We start from the raw sequence: 16,194 nt of genomic DNA on the forward strand, positions 1-16,194 counted from the left end.
ACCCGAACACCCGGGTGCACGCTCTGGCTGAGGACGAGCTGGTCAAGCTCCGTGACGAGATCGAAGCCCAGGGCATCCAGACCGAGGGTGACCTCTGGGTTATGAGCCCAGCGAGCTACCGAGCTGCTCCACCCCGCGTCGCAAGAACAACACTACCCGCGAACTGACCCGAACCCCAATCCGGGAAGCCTGGGTCTCGGCGAGCCCGGCGCCAGCGCCACGGATGAGCGGACGCCGATCGAGCCCTGAAATCACGAAGGCCCGGACCTTTTCGGTCCGGGCCTTCGTCTTGGAGTAGCGGGGACAGGATTTGAACCTGTGACCTCTGGGTTATGAGCCCAGCGAGCTACCGAGCTGCTCCACCCCGCGTCGCAAGAAGAACATTACACGCGAGGGGAAACGAACCCCTAATCGGAGGTGTCCCTCAGCCCCCGGAGATGAGCTCGGCGGCCTGGTCGACCTTGTCCTGGGCCTCGGCGATGAGACGCTCACGCTCGGCGTAGTCGCCGGCCTTGCCGGCCTCGTCGGCCTGGGCGAACAGGGCACGCGCGTCCTCGAGGAGCTGGCCGACCTCGCCCGGTGAGTCACCGGATGGAGGCGGAGTGGTCTCGGCCGGTTCCTCGTCGGGATCGGTGGCCGTCGGAGGCGTCGGCTCGGCACCGGTGAGCGCGACCTCGAGGGCCTCGCTCAGCGTCGAGCCGTAGCCGACCCGTCCGTCGTAGGAGACCAGCACGAAGGCCAGCTGGGCATAGCCCGAGGTCGAGGCGGTCGCCCGGCGGGCGTAGATCGGCTCAACGTACAGGATGCCGTTCTTCGCCGTCGGATAGGTGATGACCTGGCCCCACACCGGCGCCGAACCGGAGCGGTTGAACGAGGCGACCTCGTCCGCGATCGCCTTGTCCGTACGGAACTCGTTGGAGACCATGCCCGGACCCTGGGTGTCGTCGGGGAAGCCGGTGGTGATCCGGATCTTCCCGTAGTCCTCCGAGGTGGCATCCGAGTCCACCGACATCATCGCCGCCAGGTTGGGCCGGTTGTAGGGCACGAAGGCGGACGTCAGCGACCAGCGTGCGGTGCCCTCCTTGTCGGAGAGGAACATCCGGTAGGGCGTCTGCTGGTGGTTGTCGTCGTTCGGGTCCTCGGGCACGGCCCAGCGCTCGTTGCCGGAGAAGAAGACGTCCGGGTCGGAGACGTGGTAGCGCGCCAGCTGGTAGCGCTGCACCTTGTAGAGGTCCTCGGGATAGCGAAGGTGCTCCATCAGCTCCTTCGGGACCGACGACTTCGGCATCACAGTGCCGGGGAAGGCCGCCTCCCACGTCTGCAGGATCGGGTCCGACTCGTCCCACTCGTAGAGGGTGACCGTGCCGTCGTACGCATCCACGGTCGCCTTCACCGCGTTGCGCATGTAGTTGATCTCGTCGGTCGGCAGCGTCTGCACCCCGGTCGAGGTCTGGGTGGCGTCGTCGGTCATCGAGGCGAACGAGTCACGCGCGGCCTGCGGGTAGCGGTCGGTGGTCGTGTAGCCGTCGACCACCCACTGGATCCGCCCGCCGACGACGACCGGGTAGACGTCGTCGTCGAGGGTCAGCCACGGCGCCACCTTCTGCACCCGCTCCTTCGGAGAGCGATCGTAGAGGATCTCGGAGTTCTCGTTCACGCGCGAGGAGAGCAGGAAGTTCGTGGAGCCGAACTGGATGGCGTACATCAGCTGCCGGAAGTTGGAGCCGATCGGGACGCCTCCGGCACCCTCGTACGTCGTCCTGGTCTCGCCGTCCTCGGAGTTGTAGTCGAGCTCGACCGGGTTGCCCTTGCCGGCCTTGCCGACGATCGAGTACTCCGGCGAGTCCTCGCCGAAGTAGACCTTGTCCTGGAACTTGCCCTGGCCCGAGGTCAGGTCGTGCTGGCCGGTGCGGTCGCCCTCGGCCCACTGCATCTGGTTCGACTCGTTCTTGTCGTCGGCGCCGCGCATGTTGGCGTAGGAGGCGATCACTCCGTTGGAGTGGGTGTAGACCGTGTGCAGGTTGGTCCAGGTGCGGTCGGAGTCGGAGATGCCGGCCTGGTTGAGCTCGCGTACGCCGAGCACGACCGCCCGCTCCTTGCCGCCGACCTCGTAGGTGGAGATGTCCAGCGGCTCGTGCACCGAGTAGTAGGAGCGACCCTGCTGGACCTGCTCGAACTCGCGGTGGACCACTGCGGGGTCGACGATCGGCAGCGAGGACGCGGTCTCGTCGAGCTGCTCGGGCGAGGCCCCGTCGGCCTCCGCCTGCGAGGTGTACTCGGTCACCTCGAGGTCGTCCTTGGCGATGCCGTAGGCGTCCTGGGTGGCCTTGATGTTGGCCGCCAGGTAGGGCTTCTCCTTGTCCTGCTCGCTCGGCCGGACCTGGAAGCCCTGCACGACCGCGGGCCAGATCATCCCGATCAGCAGCACCGAGATCGCGAACAGCGAGATCGCGATCGAGGGCAGCTGCCAGCTGCGCCGCCACATGTTGAGGATGAACAGCACGCCGCAGATCACCGCGATCCCGAGCAGGATCTGGTTGGCCGGGAGCACCGCGTGCTCGTCGGTGTAGGTCATCCCGTCCAGGCGGGGCCCGGAGCCGTTGACCAGGTCGTAGCGGTCGACCCAGTAGTCGAGCCCCTTGACCAGCAGGATGAGCCCGACCATGGCGCTGAGCTGGATCTGCGCGGAGCGGGTGAACCGATCGCGCTGCGCGGTGAGCCGGATGCCGCCGTAGACGTAGTGCACGATCATCGCGCCGATCGTGCCGAGGATCAGCCCGGTCAGCGCGAAGTTGACCAGGTAGTGCCACCACGGCAGGTCGAAGACGTAGAAGCCGATGTCCTTGCCGAAGAACTCATCGGTCTTGTCGAAGTCGCGCCCGTGGCGCCACATCAGATACGTACGCCACTGGCCGGCGCCCGAGAAGCCGGCGAAGATCCCGGAGACGCCCGCGATGCCGATCAGCAGCCAGGTGCGGATCGGGGCGATCGCGTCGCGGTAGCGGTCCAGGCCACCGATGTCGTCGGCCGGGTGGAAGTAGGGACGGGTGCGGTAGGCGAGCGCCGCAGGCAGCCCGATCATGATCGCCATCAGCACGAAGAAGATGACGAACAGTGCCGTACGCGTCCAGAAGACCGTGCCGAAGACGCTGCTGAAGTCGATCGCGTCGTACCACAGCGCGTCGGTGTAGATCGCCGCGAAGGCGCTGATGCCGAAGAAGAGCACGATGACCGAGACGGCCGCGATCGCCAGCCATCGGTTGCGGCCGGTGCTCTGTGTGCGCGCCGGTGCCTGTGCCGGGTCGTCGTCGTCAAAGAGGCTCATGCTTCACCCTCGCTGTCGCCATTCTCCTCAAGCGGAGCCTCCTCAAGAGTGACACGCAGCAGTTCGAGGAGCTCGGGGACCAGGTCGACGCCGCCGATGACCGACTGGTCGTCGTCGTGCGCCTTCAACCGCAGAGCACAGTACGTGGCACCAGCACGTGTCGCGCCGGCCACGATGCGTACCTCTTGCCGGTCGGGGTGCGCCTTGGCGAACTCCGCGGCCGCCTCGGCGTCATCGGGGATCTTGCCGTCGGCGTCGGGCGGCAGCACGAGGCGCTCGACGACCGCCGCGCAGCCGGTGACCCCGGCGGGCCAGGCGGTCGTCTGGAGGACCTCCTCCAGCTGGGTCGTCACCGGCACCTGGTCCTGCTCGATCGGGGTCAGCGACCCGTCCTGATCGGGAGCGTCCAGGCCCATCATCGTGGCGAGCGCGGGCTCGGCCTCGACCAGCGCGGCGGTGTCGACCAGCGCGAAGAGCCTCGCCGGTCCGTCCCAGCCCTCGCCGGCGACGTGCGCCTCGATCTCGAGGACGGCAGCGGCAAGGGCGGGGTCGGTCTCCAGGTCGAGACCGCGGCTGAGCTCAGGCGTGGGCTCAGGGGTGTCGTTCACTTCGTGCTCCCACAGGTCGGCAGCTTGGCATTCGGGTCCTCGGTCCAGATTTCGATCGCCTTGATGGCGTCGTCGAGAGTCTCCACACGGGTCAGGCGCATGTCACCGTTCTCGGCGCCCTCGACGTCTTGGCAGTTGCCGGCGGGCACCAGGAAGAGCTCGGCTCCGTCCGAGGCCGCACCCGGGATCTTCTGCTGGATCCCGCCGATCGGGCCGACGTTGCCGTCACCGTCGATCGTGCCGGTGCCGGCGATCTTCTTCTCGCCGGTCAGCGCCCCCTCGGTGAGGGTGTCGTAGACCGAGAGCGCCATCATCAGTCCGGCGCTCGGTCCGCCGATGGCCGGGTCGAGGGTGATCTTGACGTCGTAGGGGAACTCGTAGGTCGCTCCCAGCGAGACGCCGATGAAGGCCTTGCCGTCCTTCTCGCCGGTCTTGATGGTCTCGGTGAGCGTCTTGCCCTTGCGCTCGACGGTCAGCTCGACCGTGTCACCGGGCTCGACCTTCTGCACCTCGGCGACGACCTCCTCGGGAGTGTCGACCGCCTTGTCGCCGACCTTGGTGACCACGTCGTCGGCCTTCAGCTTGCCGGCGGCCGGCGCGTCCTTGGTCACCTCGGCGACCGAGACCTCGTCGACGTCCTCACCGAGCTTGGTGAACGCCGCGGCGATCGCCGCGTCCTGGGCGCTGGCCATCTGCACCTGCCCGGCTTCGCGGTCGTCCTCGACGGTGCCCTGGTCGGGGTAGGCGACCTCGCGCGGGTAGACCGCCTCGGTGTCGCTCATCCAGGCGCCGAGCAGGGTCCAGAGCCCGAGCCGTGCCTCGCGGGTGGTCTCGGAGACCGTGGTCATCCGCAGCTGTCCCTTGTCGCGATAGCTCTTGTGGCCCTCGACCTGGACGATGTCCTTGCCGTCGAACTCGCCCAGGACGTTCACCGTCGGCCCGGGGCTGTAGATCGTGTAAGGCAGCGGAACGACCCAGGCGATCACGATCAGGGCGACCACGAGCGGCAGGGCGACGAGGCCGGCCAGGGTGCGCTGTGTCATAGCGTCACCTTCTCATTCGAAACCAACTGCGCCCTAAGAGGCGTCGCGGTTGACACGGACCGCGACTCCGGTCGACCTGTCGGGCGGCGGCTGGGGCGCTGCGTACCTTCTCGAGCGCTCGCGCGTCTTCTCCTTCTCGAGCGCGATCCCGAGGCGGCGTACGACCTCTTCGCGGTCCTGCTCGCGCCCCTCACGTCCGAGGAACGCGACCCAGGCCATCGCCAGCACGGTGATGACCGCAGACGGTACGAGCCAGAGCAGGATGTCCACGTACGCAGCCTATTTGGTCAGCACAACGGCGCGCATCAGGGCGCGCCGACCCACTCGTCGGTGCCGTCGGTGAAGACCTGGTGCTTCCAGATCGGCACCTCGGCCTTGAGGGTGTCGATGAGGTCGCGGGAGGCGGCGAAGGCCTCGCCGCGGTGGCCGGAGGCGGTGGCCACGATGACGGCGATGTCGCCGATGTCGAGGTGGCCGGTGCGGTGGACGGCGGCGACACCCGCGACGCCATGGTCGGCTGCCACCTTCTCGGCGACATCCGCGAGGCGGGCCAGGGCACTCGGATGGGCCTGGTAGTCGAGGCCGGTCACGCCCTTGCCGCCGTCGTGGTCACGTACGCGGCCGACGAAGAGCGTCACCCCGCCGGAAGCGTCGTCATCGAGGGCGGCCAGCACCTCGGCGACATCGAGAGGGGTCTCCCGGATGTCGAGAAGCTTGACGGCGCCATTCTTCGGTTCAGCCATGGAACCAGCCTAGTCCTTGCTGACAGCGGGCTTCCGTAACCGCGTAGGCTGGACACATGAGTCAGACCCCAGGTGGCCCCGACGAGCCGGAGGAGCCGGAGAACCCCTTCAAGGGCACGCCCTTCGAAGCGTTCTTCGGTGGTTTCCCCATCGGCGGCGTCGGCGGAGGCCCCGGCGGCATGCCTGACCTGAGCCAGATCTTCGGTCAGATCCAGTCGCTGCTACAGCCCTATGACGGCCCGCTGAACTGGGACGTCGCGATGGACCTCGCCCGCAAGGTAGCCGCGTCCACGCCCGACCCCACGCCTTCACAGAAGCAGAAGGACGCGGTCGCCGATGCGATCCAGCTGGCCGACCACTGGCTGGAGGAGACGACGTCGTTCCCCTCCGGCGTGAAGTCCGCCACGGCCTGGTCGAAGGCCGAGTGGTTGGTCAACACCCTGGACGCATGGAAGCCGCTGATCGAGCCGGTCGCGGCCTCGACCGCGGCCGCCATGAGCGGCCAGCTCCCCGAGGACATGAAGGCCCAGATGGGACCGATGATCGGGTTCGTGGGCAAGGCGATGGGCGCGTTGTACGCGAACCAGGCCGGCACCGGCCTCGGTCACCTCGCCGGCGAGGTCATCTCCGTCTCCGACATCGGCATCCCGCTGACCGAGCCCGGTCAGGCCGCGCTGCTTCCGGTCAACGTCGAGCCCTTCGCTGAGGGTCTGGGCGTCAGCACCGACGACGTGCTGCTCTTCCTGGCCCTGCGCGAGGCCGCCCACCAGCGGCTCTTCGCCGGCGTGCCGTGGCTGCGTGACCACGTGGTCTCGGCCGTGACCGACTACGCGCGCGGCGTCGAGCTCAACATGGAGGCCATGCAGCAGCGCATCGAGGAGCAGATGCGCGGCCTGGACCTCTCCGCCATGCAGGACCCGTCGCAGCTGCAGAACATGTTCGAGGAAGGCATGTTCGAGGTGCCGGACTCGCCCGCGCAGAAGGCGGCGCTGGAGCGGCTCGAGATCGTGCTGGCGCTCGTGGAGGGCTGGGTCGACGAGGTCGTCGCCCTGGCCACCGCCGAGAGGATGCCGGTCGCGGCACAACTGCAGGAGGCCGTACGCCGCCGCCGGGCTGCCGGCGGTCCGGCCGAGCAGACCTTCGCGACCCTGGTCGGCCTCGAGCTCCGGCCGCGACGGCTGCGCGACGCGGCCGCGCTGTGGGGCTCGCTGCGCACCCGGCAGGGCATCGAGGCCCGCGACGGCGTCTGGATGTCCCCGGCGCTGCTGCCCACCTCGGCCGATCTCGACGACCCGCTCGGTTTCCGTGAGGGCGCCGAGGCTCCCGATGTCGACTCGATCGACTTCGACGCGGAGCTCAAGAAGCTGCTCGGCGGAGACGCTGACGAGTGAGCTTGCACGCTGATGCGCTCGCCACGCTGCGGGCGTGGGAGGCGCCGTCGGCTCCGCAGGAGACCTTGCGGCAGCGCTACGTCTCCCATCTCGAGGCCGAGCCCACCGGGGTCTTCAAGTCCTGCGTCCCCGACCACCTGACAGCCTCGTGCGTGGTGCTCTCCGACGACGGTTCCGCGGTGCTGCTGACCCACCACCGCAAGGCCCGGCGCTGGTTCCAGTTCGGTGGTCATCTCGAGCAGGGCGACCCCACCCTGTGGGCGGCCGCCGCCCGCGAGCTGCGTGAGGAGTCCGGAGTGCCGGACCTGGCGCCGCTGCCCGGGCTGGTGCAGCTCTCCGAGCATCCGGTCCCCTTCTGCGCTCCGTCCGGCGACGTCCACCACCTCGACGTACGCTTCATGGCCGTCGCTCCCGCCGGCGCGGTTCCGGCGGTGAGCGAGGAGTCGCTGGACGTACGTTGGTGGCCGGTCGACGCGATCCCCGAGCCCGAGGACGACCTGCTCGAGCTCATCAAGCTCGCCCAGGCTCGCCTCTAGCGCCGGCCTCCCGGGGTCGTGCCGAGTGCCGTGTGGGCGGTCGGACGGCGGCTGACGGCGAGCGCGGCGGGCGGTTCACCGGCGTACCTCACGACGTCGCGGGTCAGATGGCTCTGGTCGGCATAGCCGTGACGGGCGGCGACCTCGGCGACGGGCAGCGTGCCGAGGCGATGTATCGAGCTTGTCGAGATGTCGGCGGCGGCGCGCTCGAAACGTACGACACCGGCGGCCGCCTTCGGGGTGAGCCCGACGGCGCGCTGGAAGCAGGTGGTGACGTATCGGTGGCTCCATCCGGTCTCGGCCACGAGGTCCCGGATACGCACCTGGCCTCCGGACTCGGTGATCCGGTCCCACAGCCACGACACCAGCGGGTCGGCCGGATCGCCGGCCTGATCGCCGGCCCGCGCGAGCAGCGCGGACTGGACCAGGTCGAGCCTCGGTCGCCAGGTACCGGCCGCTTCGAGCCGCTCCGAGAAGGACGCCCCGAGCTGCGGAATCAGGTCCTCGGCCGCCATCACCCTGCCGGCCACCTCACTGCCCGGGACACCGAGCAGCCGAGAGACACCGAGCGGCGTCAGATACACCTGCACGCACGCATGGCTACGCCCGGACCGGGTCGAGACCGGCCCGGGCATGAAGCCGGAGACGAACGACCCGTACGTCCCGGCACCCTCCCCCGCGGTGACGTCGACGATCTCGAACGGGTCGCCGAAGGAGAGAACCAGCGGCAGCAAAGTCCCTGCGGGCTGGCGCCGCTCGAGCGGCACCGCCGACTGCTCGCGGAAGCCGACGATGCCCGCCACCAGACCCTGCAGTCCGGAGTGGGTGGGCAGTCGTACGATCTCGCGGGTCACGCCCGTCATGTATCGATGATCGCCGGTCGATTTCGTTCAAGCCAGCCGATTCGTGCAGGGCGCAGGCTGTCGTCATGCGAAAACTGGCGATCGTGGAGTTCTTGAGCGTGGACGGCGTGATGCAGGGGCTGGGCTCCCCCGACGAGGACAGGGATGGTGGCTTCGAGCACGGCGGATGGGGCGCGCCGTACGGCGCCGCGCTCGGGGAGGTCCTCTCCCCCGACGTCGGCGCGCAGACCTCGGCGTACGTCATGGGACGGCGGACCTACCAGAAGATGGCGGAGTTCTGGCCGACCCAGCCCGACACCGACCCGATGGCGGCGAGCCTCAACTCCGCGCCGAAGCACGTCGCGACCCGCACTCTCGACGACCTCGCCTGGAACGGTGCGAGCGTGCTCGAGGGAGATGTCGTCGAGGCGGTCGCCGGGCTCAAGGCCGAGGGTCAGGGAACCATCGTCGCGCTCGGGAGCGGCGACTTGGTCCGTCAGCTGATGAGCGCCGGGCTGGTCGACGAGCTGCGGCTGTTCGTACATCCGTTGCTGCTCGGCACCGGCAAGCGACTCTTCGGCGACCTGCCGTCGCCGTGCTCGCTGCGGCTCGAGGACATCGCCTCGACGAGTCTCGGCACGGTCGCGCTCACCTACGCCGTGGGTCAGTCGATCTCTTCGACGTCGTCGTCCTCCTCGCCCGGAGGGGCGGGGAGCTTGGCGGCTGCGGACCAGCCCGCCAGGTAGCCCTTGGCACGCTCGGCCTGCGGATAGCGGTCGACCCACGCCCAGAACGCCTCGTTGTGCTTGGCCTCGAAGAGGTGGGCGAGCTCGTGGACGAGGACGTAGTCGACGACCCAGCTCGGCATGCCGCGGAGCCGGTCGCTGAGCCGGATCGAACGGTCGCCGGGGGTGCACGAGCCCCAGCGGCTGTTCTGGTTGTCGACCCAGCGCACGGAGTCGGGCTTGGCCAGACCGCCGAAGTACTGGTCGCTCAGCGCGGCCGATCGTCGCATCAGATCATCGTCGCTGGGCTTGCGACGACGTTCGGCCTTCTCCAGGCGGGCGACCATCTGTTCGACCCACTCGGCCTCCTCCCGCTGGGACATCGCGGCCGGGATCATCACGATGATGCGGTCGCCGTCACGGTAGGCGGAGACCGTACGCCGACGCCGCTTGCTGCGTCGCACCTCGATCTCCGGGCCGTCCATAGGTCAAGAAACTACCTGTTCGCCCAGGCCAGCAGGCGATCCCGAGGCCAGGTGTTGATGATCCGTTCCTCTTCGATACCCGCCATTTCGGCTCGTTCGCACCCCAGGACGAGGAAGTCGAGCTGCCCCGGAGCGTGTGCGTCGGAGTCGATCGAGAAGAGGCAACCGGCGTCGCGGGCGAGCTCGATGAGCTTGGTCGGCGGGTCTCTCCGCTCGGGCCGGGAGTTGATCTCGACCGCGACCTCGTGCTCGGCGCACGCCTCGAAGACCTTGCGGGCGTCGAACTGGCTGCCGGGCCGGGTGCCGCGGTTTCCGGTGACCAGCCGCCCGGTGCAGTGACCGAGCACGTTCATCCGGGTCGTGGAGACGGCCGTGACCATCCGCTTCGTCATCTGCTCCTTCTCCATCTTGAGCTTGGAATGGACGCTGGCGACCCGCAGCTGGAGCTTGGCGAGCATCTCGTCGCTCTGGTCGAGGCTGCCGTCGTCGAGGATGTCGACCTCGATCCCCTTCAGCAGGGTGAACCCGTGCCCGGCGAGGTGGTCGTTGACCGCGTCGACCACACCGAGCTGGCGCTCCAGGCGGGCGGCGCTGAGACCGTTGGCGATCGTCAGCCGCGGGCTGTGGTCGGTGAGCACGAGGTACTCATGGCCCAGCTCGATCGCGGTGAAGGCCATCTCCTCGATCGGCGACCCGCCGTCGGACCAGTCGGAGTGGCTGTGCAGGTCGCCGCGGAGCCTGCTCCGCAGCCTCTCCCCCGCTCCGGCAGCGGTCAGCGGACCGCCATGGACGCGCTCGGTGTCCTGCAGCCGCTGCGGAACCTCGCCGCGCGCGGCCTCGGCGATGACCTTGGCCGTGCTCGCCCCGACCCCGCTCAGCTCGGTCAGGGTGCCCTCGGCCGCCCGGCGGCGTACGTCCTCCTCGGAGAGGGGCAGGATCGCTGCCGCCGCGGCGCGGAACGCCTTCACCTTGTAGGTGTCCTCGCGCCCACGCTCGAGCAGGAATGCGATCCGCCGCAGGGCTGCGACGGGGGACAACGGCTCGCCTACCAAATCTTCCTCCAACTATTTTTGCCTCCACAACCGGTGGAGAATGCTTTTCCCTGGTCAAGGTCCTGATTCAACCGAATATTCTCCTTCCGGTCACTTGGTTACTCACAGGAAAGCGCGTGTCTTCCACCGGCTGTCCCCAAGCAAAGCGGGGTTGTCCACATCTTGTCCACAAGCAACACGGAGTGGGACGTTGACGCGCTCCCACATCCTCTTTAAGTTCGATGTCAGTGGGACCCCCGGCGCCGCCGGACGGCCTTCGCAAGGGGAAGGCGAAGGACGATCCAGGCACCGGGGGTCCCTCCAGTTTTCTCCTCATCCCGAGACCTTCGCGAGCGCCTTCGGCAGACCTTCGATGCGTCGTCGAAAGCCCCGAATCCCCCGGTATGACGCCAACACGCCGACACTCGCTTGATAGCCCGTGTTGCCGCAGGAAGCGCCGCGTGTCGTAGGGTCGAGTTGGCTCGTCATGACGAGCTTCCGACGGGCTTCCCTGACAACCCCGTCGCGACGACCAGTTACATATAGGCAAGGAGGCCGTCATGGCGGAGACCTGGAGCGGCGAGTTCTACTGCGTGAAGTGCAAGGAGAAGCGCGAGGCGACCGGTGAGATCCGGGTGAACGACAAGGGCACCAAGATGGCCAAGGCCGTCTGCCCCGTCTGCAGCACCAATCTCAACCGCATTCTCGGTAAGGCCTGACCACTCAGTTCATCCTGAGCCCACGCGGCGGCGTCCCCGGCATGTCCGGCGGCGCCGCCGCCACGTTTTGCCGAAGCGTCAGCCCCGTCGGCCGAGGCGTCACCCACGTGCCAACTCGGCCGACGCGGGTGGCGCCTCGGCAGGTTATCCACAGGCCCTGTGGATTGCTGCTGCAGGAAATCCAGCGCGGTGTGAGACTCCCGGCATGAGCACGCGCTACCGGATTCGGCCGGGGTATGTGGCCGTACGACGTGATGAGAACCGACTCCAGATCGGCATCGACCCGCCACGGCGGGCGATCGTGCAGGACGGCGTGGAGGTACGCCGCCTGCTGACCGACCTCGCCGCGGGCCGGGCGGTCGAGCCCGACCACCTGCCCGGGCGGCACGCGATGCAGCAGCTGGGCAACGCGGGTCTGCTGATGGACGCGGACGGCGGCGACCCGCCGCCACGGGTGGGCTTCGACGGTCCGCCTGCCCTGCTCTCGGCGGCACGGGCGCTGATCGGACCGGCGCCGGCAACGCCGAGCACCCCGGACATCGTCGTGCTCCTCTCCGAGGGACCGCTCGACCGCGAAAGAGCAGACGAGCTGGTGCGCGAGGGCCGGGCACACCTCGTCGTCGAGAGCGGACCCGACACCTGGACGGTGGGCCCGCTGGTCGTGCCCGGGGTCACCGCCTGCCTTCGCTGTGTCGACGCGACGCTCGCCGAGGAGGATGAGCGGAGGGCCGTGGTCGTGAGCCAGCTCGTCGGCAACGAGGTGCCGAGCGACCCGCTGCTGCAGTCCCTCGCGCTCTCCTGGGCCGTACGCGACGCCCGCACCTACCTCGCCGGACGCACCCCCGCGTCGTGGTCGGCGTCGGTGGTCCTCACGCGTGACGACGCGCCCACCGTGCGGCCCTGGCTGCGGCATCCGTACTGCGGCTGCGCCTGGGACCTCATCGCCTCGGCCGGACCGGGCGCGGGCGAACCGGCTTGACCTGCACCGACGCCTCCGGCACTCTTGCGGACATGGTCACGAAGAGCGCACTGCGACGACGAGGCATGGGTCTCTGACCCCGCCTTTGCGTCAGCCTGCCCTCTTCACCTCCTAGGACCACTCTCGTGCACGAGCACACTCTTGCCCTGTCGGCACACCTGCAGGACGCCGTCGTCACCTGCTTCGGCGACGCCTATGCCGGTATCGATCCCGAGCTGCGGCCGGCCACGCGGCCCGAGTTCGGCCACCTCCAGTCCAACCTGCCGCTGCGGCTGGCCGGTCCGCTCGGCCTGCCGCCGCGGGAGATCGGCGCCCGCCTCATCGACGCCATCGACCTCGGCGACATCTCGACAAGCTCGATACATCGCCTCGGCACCCTCGAGCTGGCCGGCGCCGGGTTCCTCAACCTCACCTGGTCCCCCGACGTCCTGAGCTCGGTCGTCGGCGACCTGCTGACCGACCCACACCTGGGCGTACCCACCCCGGAGAGCCCGCAGCGGGTCGTCGTCGACTACTCCTCCCCCAACGTCGCCAAGCCGATGCACGTCGGCCACCTGCGCTCCACGGTCATCGGCGACTCCCTGGCCAGGGTGCTGGCCTACGCCGGCCACGAGGTCGTACGGCAGAACCATCTCGGCGACTGGGGCACGCAGTTCGGCATGCTGGTCGAGGAGCTGCTCGGCGAGGGGCTCACCGATCCGGCGGCCGTCGCCGACCTGGACATGACCGAGCTGCTCGCGCTCTACCAGCGGGCCAAGGCGCGCTTCGACGACGATCCGGGTTTCGCCGTGGCCGCCCGGCAGCGGGTGGTCGCGCTCCAGTCCGGCGAGCCGACCACCCTGGCGCTGTGGCAGGCACTCGTCGACGCCTCGATGGCCGAGTTCGAGGTCGCCTACGGCCGGCTCGGCGTACTCCTGACCGCTGACGACTTCGACGGCGAGAGCCGCTACAACCCGCAGCTTCCGGGCGTCGTCGACGACCTGCGGGCATCGGGCCTGCTGACCGAGTCGGCCGGCGCACAGGTCGTCTACCCCGACGGCTTCACCGGCCGCGACGGCGCGCCGCTACCGCTGATCGTGCGGAAGGCCGACGGTGGGTTCGGGTACGCCGCCACCGACCTCGCCACGATCCGGCACCGGGTCGACGACCTCGCCGTGGACCGGATCGTCTACATCGTCGACCACCGGCAGAGCCAGCACTTCGAGATGGTCTTCGCCGTCGCCCGCGCCGCCGGCTGGCTGCCCGAATCGGTGGAGGTCCAGCACATCGGCTTCGGCACCGTGCTCGGCCCCGACGGCCGGCCGTTCAAGACCCGCTCGGGAGAGACGGTCTCCCTGACCGCGCTCCTGGACGCCGCCGAGGAGGCCGCCGCGGCCAGCTACGCCGGCCCCGAAGTCGTACGCGCCGTGGCCAACGCCGCGGTGAAGTACGCCGACCTCTCCAACAACCTCGCCCGCGACTACGTCTTCGACCTCGCCCGGATGTCGGCCACCACCGGCGAGACCGGCCCGTATCTGCAGTACGCCCATGCCCGGGTGTGCAGCATCCTCGCGCAGGCTCCCCAGCAGACGTACGCCGTCAACGACCTCTCCCACCCGGCCGAGCAGCGGCTGGCGCTGGAGCTGACCGGCTTCGCCCCGGTGGTCGCCAAGGTCGCCGGCACCTTGGAGCCGCATCACCTCACCGCGTACCTCTATGGCCTGGCGACCGCGCTGACGGCGTTCTACGAGAACTGTCCGGTGCTCAAGGCCGAGGGTGAGGTCAGGCAGACCCGGCTCGCATTGTGCGAGGCGACCCGGCGAGTGCTCTCAGAGGGACTCAGGCTCCTCGGGATCGAGGCGCCTCGAAGGATGTGAGCTCACGCCCACCAGTCGGAGTCGAGCTTGGCTTCCATGGAGCGCACGTGACGTCGCGAGCAGGCCTCGCAGAACGACTTCGAACGCCCACGCTCAACCGCGGTGGTCCACGCGAGGAGGCGGTTGGGGTCGGCCTCGTAGCATCCGCAGAAATCGCAGGTCTTCATGTCTCAACGATAGGTCGAAATCCTGCGGTTCAGAGGGTGCAACACCGAAATTCTGCATCACCTGAATGTCAGCGCCGTGTTACCTCCGGGAAGGCAGGACACAGGCGGTGTCGAGGCCCAGAACGTGGTTGAGACGGCCGAACGCCAGCCACGATCCGAGGCACATGCTCAGCTCGACGATCTCGGCATCGGTGTAGTGGGCCGACATCCGGTCCCAGAAGTCCTGGTCGATGCCGTGGTGGTCGATCGCGTAGCGCTCGGCGAACTCGGCGGCGAGCCGGGTGCGGTCGTCGAAGGCGTCGGTCGTACGCCACTGCTCGACCGCCTCGGCGAAGGACTCCTCGACCTTCTCCCCGTCTCGTTCGGTGCGCCAGTCGAGGCAGAAGACGCAGCCGTTGATCTGCGCGATCCGCAACCGGGCGGCCTCGAACTCGCGGAGCCCGAGCGTGGTGTGCTCGTAGACCGCGAGCGAGAGCCCGGCGGCCGCCGGCCCGATGCCAGGGACCATCTCGCCCCAGACGTACTCGATCGGATCCCGCCCGTCGGGGACGTCGACGATCATGCGGTCACACCTTCCTGGGCGGCCTTGGCCGCGCCGAGCCTGCCGGTCGCCGGTTGCAGCGGTACGTCGAGCGCGTCGTAGAGGCCGGGGGCCGAGTCGACGAGCCACTCGATCGCGCCGACGAGCCGCCCGACCGCGGTGGCGTTGCCGCCCGCTGCCCGGTTGCCGGCCTTGTCGGTCGCCTCGACCGTCACCTCGATCCTCGGGTCGCCCTCGATGATCACCCGGTGGGCGCCGTCGCCGTCGGGTGGCGTCGGCCAGTGCGGGGCACAGGAGGGGTGGATGCGGGTGACGTGCTCGACGACGATGAGCGGCTCCCCGGCGACGATCCCCTGGACCTCGAAGCGCACCGCGCCCTGGGTGCCCTTCTCGAAGTCGCCCATCGACTCCGTGGTCACGGTCTCGTCCAGCGGCAGCCGTTCGACGGTCTCCCGGATCTCGTCGAGCTCGACCTCGAGCCCGCGTGCGATCAACCGGACCTGGCCGCCCCACACCATGGTCGGCACGGTCTCCATGAGCATCGGGGCGTCGTAGTCCATCGGCTGCCCCATCCCGACGAGATAGCGGACGGAGTCGGGCTGGTCGTAGGTGGAGTAGTCGAAGATCTCCTGGCACCGGACGACGTCCACGGTGCTGCCCAGGCCGCTGACCAGCAGCGGCAGCACGTCGTTGCCCCACCCCGGGTCGACGCCGGAGACGAAGAGCGACCCGCCGGCCTCGGCGATCGCGGCCAGCACCGGCTCGCGCATCTCCGGCGGAGCGTTGCGCTGGTCGTAGAGCGCATAGAGGGCCGGCGTGACCACCACGGCCCCGGTTCCGAGAGCTCGCACGATGTCGGCGAGGGCCTCGTCCGGACGGATGTCGCCCGATGCGGCGTACACCACCGCCTGCGGACGTGTCGCGAGCACCGCGTCGATGTCGTCGGTGGCGGCGACGCCGAGATCACGGCCGAGCTCCGCGAGGTCGCCTGCGTCCCGGCCGACCTTCTCGGGGTCGTGGACGAGCACGCTCGTCAGCTCGAGTCGTGGATGTGCGTCGACCGCGCGGATGGCGAGTCGACCGATGTTTCCCGTGCCCCAAACGCATGCGCTGACCATGCGATCTCCCTTGCCGGTTGCCCTGTTGGTTTGCTCTGCCGGATTGCGTGAATGTTGCGAACCTGTGACACCCCCACCGGCATAC

17 protein-coding genes and 2 tRNA genes are annotated in these 16,194 nt (G+C 69.0%); 6 read left to right on the top strand and 13 right to left on the bottom strand.

The window, feature by feature from the left end:
- Positions 1-28: 28 nt before the first annotated feature.
- From ABTX24_RS24090 to ABTX24_RS24120, 7 genes are all read right to left on the bottom strand, one after another.
- Positions 29-135, bottom strand: a tRNA-Met gene (locus tag ABTX24_RS24090).
- A gap of 160 nt (positions 136-295) precedes the next feature.
- Positions 296-369: transfer RNA gene (locus ABTX24_RS24095), tRNA-Met, on the bottom strand.
- 55 nt (positions 370-424) lie between these two features.
- Complete coding sequence (locus ABTX24_RS24100; RefSeq protein WP_350843243.1) at positions 425-3,325, bottom strand: UPF0182 family membrane protein; 2,901 nt, start codon at positions 3,323-3,325, stop codon at positions 425-427.
- Positions 3,322-3,933: a PPA1309 family protein gene (locus ABTX24_RS24105; RefSeq protein WP_201451229.1), complete on the bottom strand. Its 612-nt coding sequence runs from the start codon at positions 3,931-3,933 to the stop codon at positions 3,322-3,324. The genes ABTX24_RS24100 and ABTX24_RS24105 overlap by 4 nt, the downstream gene beginning before the upstream one ends.
- Positions 3,930-4,976, bottom strand: a complete 1,047-nt coding sequence (locus tag ABTX24_RS24110; RefSeq protein ID WP_350843245.1) for a YlbL family protein — start codon at positions 4,974-4,976, stop codon at positions 3,930-3,932. The genes ABTX24_RS24105 and ABTX24_RS24110 overlap by 4 nt, the downstream gene beginning before the upstream one ends.
- 33 nt (positions 4,977-5,009) lie before the next feature.
- Entirely contained in the window at positions 5,010-5,246 is a 237-nt protein-coding gene (locus tag ABTX24_RS24115; RefSeq protein WP_160027430.1) for a hypothetical protein, read from the bottom strand.
- A gap of 35 nt (positions 5,247-5,281) precedes the next feature.
- A complete protein-coding gene (locus ABTX24_RS24120; RefSeq protein ID WP_160027428.1) occupies positions 5,282-5,719 on the bottom strand; it encodes a molybdenum cofactor biosynthesis protein MoaE in 438 nt (145 codons plus the stop codon).
- Between the two features lie 56 nt (positions 5,720-5,775).
- Here ABTX24_RS24120 and ABTX24_RS24125 point away from each other — a divergent pair, with 56 nt between their 5' ends.
- Both ABTX24_RS24125 and ABTX24_RS24130 read left to right on the top strand, forming a co-directional pair.
- Positions 5,776-7,110 (top strand): zinc-dependent metalloprotease, encoded by a 1,335-nt coding sequence (locus tag ABTX24_RS24125; protein WP_160027426.1) that lies wholly within the window; start codon positions 5,776-5,778, stop codon positions 7,108-7,110.
- Entirely contained in the window at positions 7,107-7,646 is a 540-nt protein-coding gene (locus ABTX24_RS24130) for an NUDIX hydrolase (RefSeq protein ID WP_350843247.1), read from the top strand. The genes ABTX24_RS24125 and ABTX24_RS24130 overlap by 4 nt, the downstream gene beginning before the upstream one ends.
- On the opposite strand, the gene ABTX24_RS24135 is transcribed toward ABTX24_RS24130, so the two are convergent.
- Positions 7,643-8,509, bottom strand: coding sequence for an AraC family transcriptional regulator (locus ABTX24_RS24135; protein WP_350843249.1), 867 nt, complete (start codon positions 8,507-8,509; stop codon positions 7,643-7,645). The genes ABTX24_RS24130 and ABTX24_RS24135 overlap by 4 nt on opposite strands.
- 65 nt (positions 8,510-8,574) lie before the next feature.
- Here ABTX24_RS24135 and ABTX24_RS24140 point away from each other — a divergent pair, with 65 nt between their 5' ends.
- Complete coding sequence (locus ABTX24_RS24140) at positions 8,575-9,234, top strand: dihydrofolate reductase family protein (protein ID WP_350843251.1); 660 nt, start codon at positions 8,575-8,577, stop codon at positions 9,232-9,234.
- Here ABTX24_RS24140 and ABTX24_RS24145 read toward each other — a convergent pair.
- Together ABTX24_RS24145 and ABTX24_RS24150 are read right to left on the bottom strand one after the other, a co-directional pair.
- Positions 9,153-9,698: a M48 metallopeptidase family protein gene (locus ABTX24_RS24145; protein WP_141795322.1), complete on the bottom strand. Its 546-nt coding sequence runs from the start codon at positions 9,696-9,698 to the stop codon at positions 9,153-9,155. The genes ABTX24_RS24140 and ABTX24_RS24145 overlap by 82 nt on opposite strands.
- A gap of 11 nt (positions 9,699-9,709) precedes the next feature.
- A complete protein-coding gene (locus ABTX24_RS24150; protein WP_350843253.1) occupies positions 9,710-10,735 on the bottom strand; it encodes a PHP domain-containing protein in 1,026 nt (341 codons plus the stop codon).
- Positions 10,736-11,289: 554 nt separating this feature from the next.
- Here ABTX24_RS24150 and ABTX24_RS24155 point away from each other — a divergent pair.
- From ABTX24_RS24155 to argS, 3 genes are all read left to right on the top strand, one after another.
- Entirely contained in the window at positions 11,290-11,448 is a 159-nt protein-coding gene (locus ABTX24_RS24155; protein ID WP_091051197.1) for a DUF5679 domain-containing protein, read from the top strand.
- A gap of 205 nt (positions 11,449-11,653) precedes the next feature.
- The gene (locus tag ABTX24_RS24160; RefSeq protein ID WP_350843255.1) at positions 11,654-12,427 is read left to right on the top strand and encodes a hypothetical protein; all 774 of its coding nucleotides are present in this window, start codon (positions 11,654-11,656) and stop codon (positions 12,425-12,427) included.
- 158 nt (positions 12,428-12,585) lie between these two features.
- Positions 12,586-14,283, top strand: a complete 1,698-nt coding sequence (argS, locus tag ABTX24_RS24165) for an arginine--tRNA ligase (RefSeq protein WP_350843322.1) — start codon at positions 12,586-12,588, stop codon at positions 14,281-14,283.
- 2 nt (positions 14,284-14,285) lie between these two features.
- Here the strand turns inward: argS and ABTX24_RS24170 are convergent, their stop codons facing one another.
- From ABTX24_RS24170 to ABTX24_RS24180, 3 genes are all read right to left on the bottom strand, one after another.
- On the bottom strand, positions 14,286-14,450 hold the full coding sequence (locus ABTX24_RS24170; protein WP_168381087.1) for a hypothetical protein: 165 nt from the start codon (positions 14,448-14,450) through the stop codon (positions 14,286-14,288).
- A 79-nt stretch (positions 14,451-14,529) separates the two neighbouring features.
- A complete protein-coding gene (locus ABTX24_RS24175; protein WP_350717394.1) occupies positions 14,530-15,012 on the bottom strand; it encodes a carboxymuconolactone decarboxylase family protein in 483 nt (160 codons plus the stop codon).
- Complete coding sequence (locus tag ABTX24_RS24180) at positions 15,009-16,109, bottom strand: NAD(P)H-dependent amine dehydrogenase family protein (protein ID WP_350843257.1); 1,101 nt, start codon at positions 16,107-16,109, stop codon at positions 15,009-15,011. Before ABTX24_RS24180 ends, ABTX24_RS24175 begins: the two co-directional genes overlap by 4 nt.
- Positions 16,110-16,194 lie beyond the last annotated feature (85 nt).

The sequence above is a fragment of the Nocardioides sp. NPDC127514 genome, from assembly GCF_040302125.1.
GTDB lineage: Bacteria > Actinomycetota > Actinomycetes > Propionibacteriales > Nocardioidaceae > Nocardioides.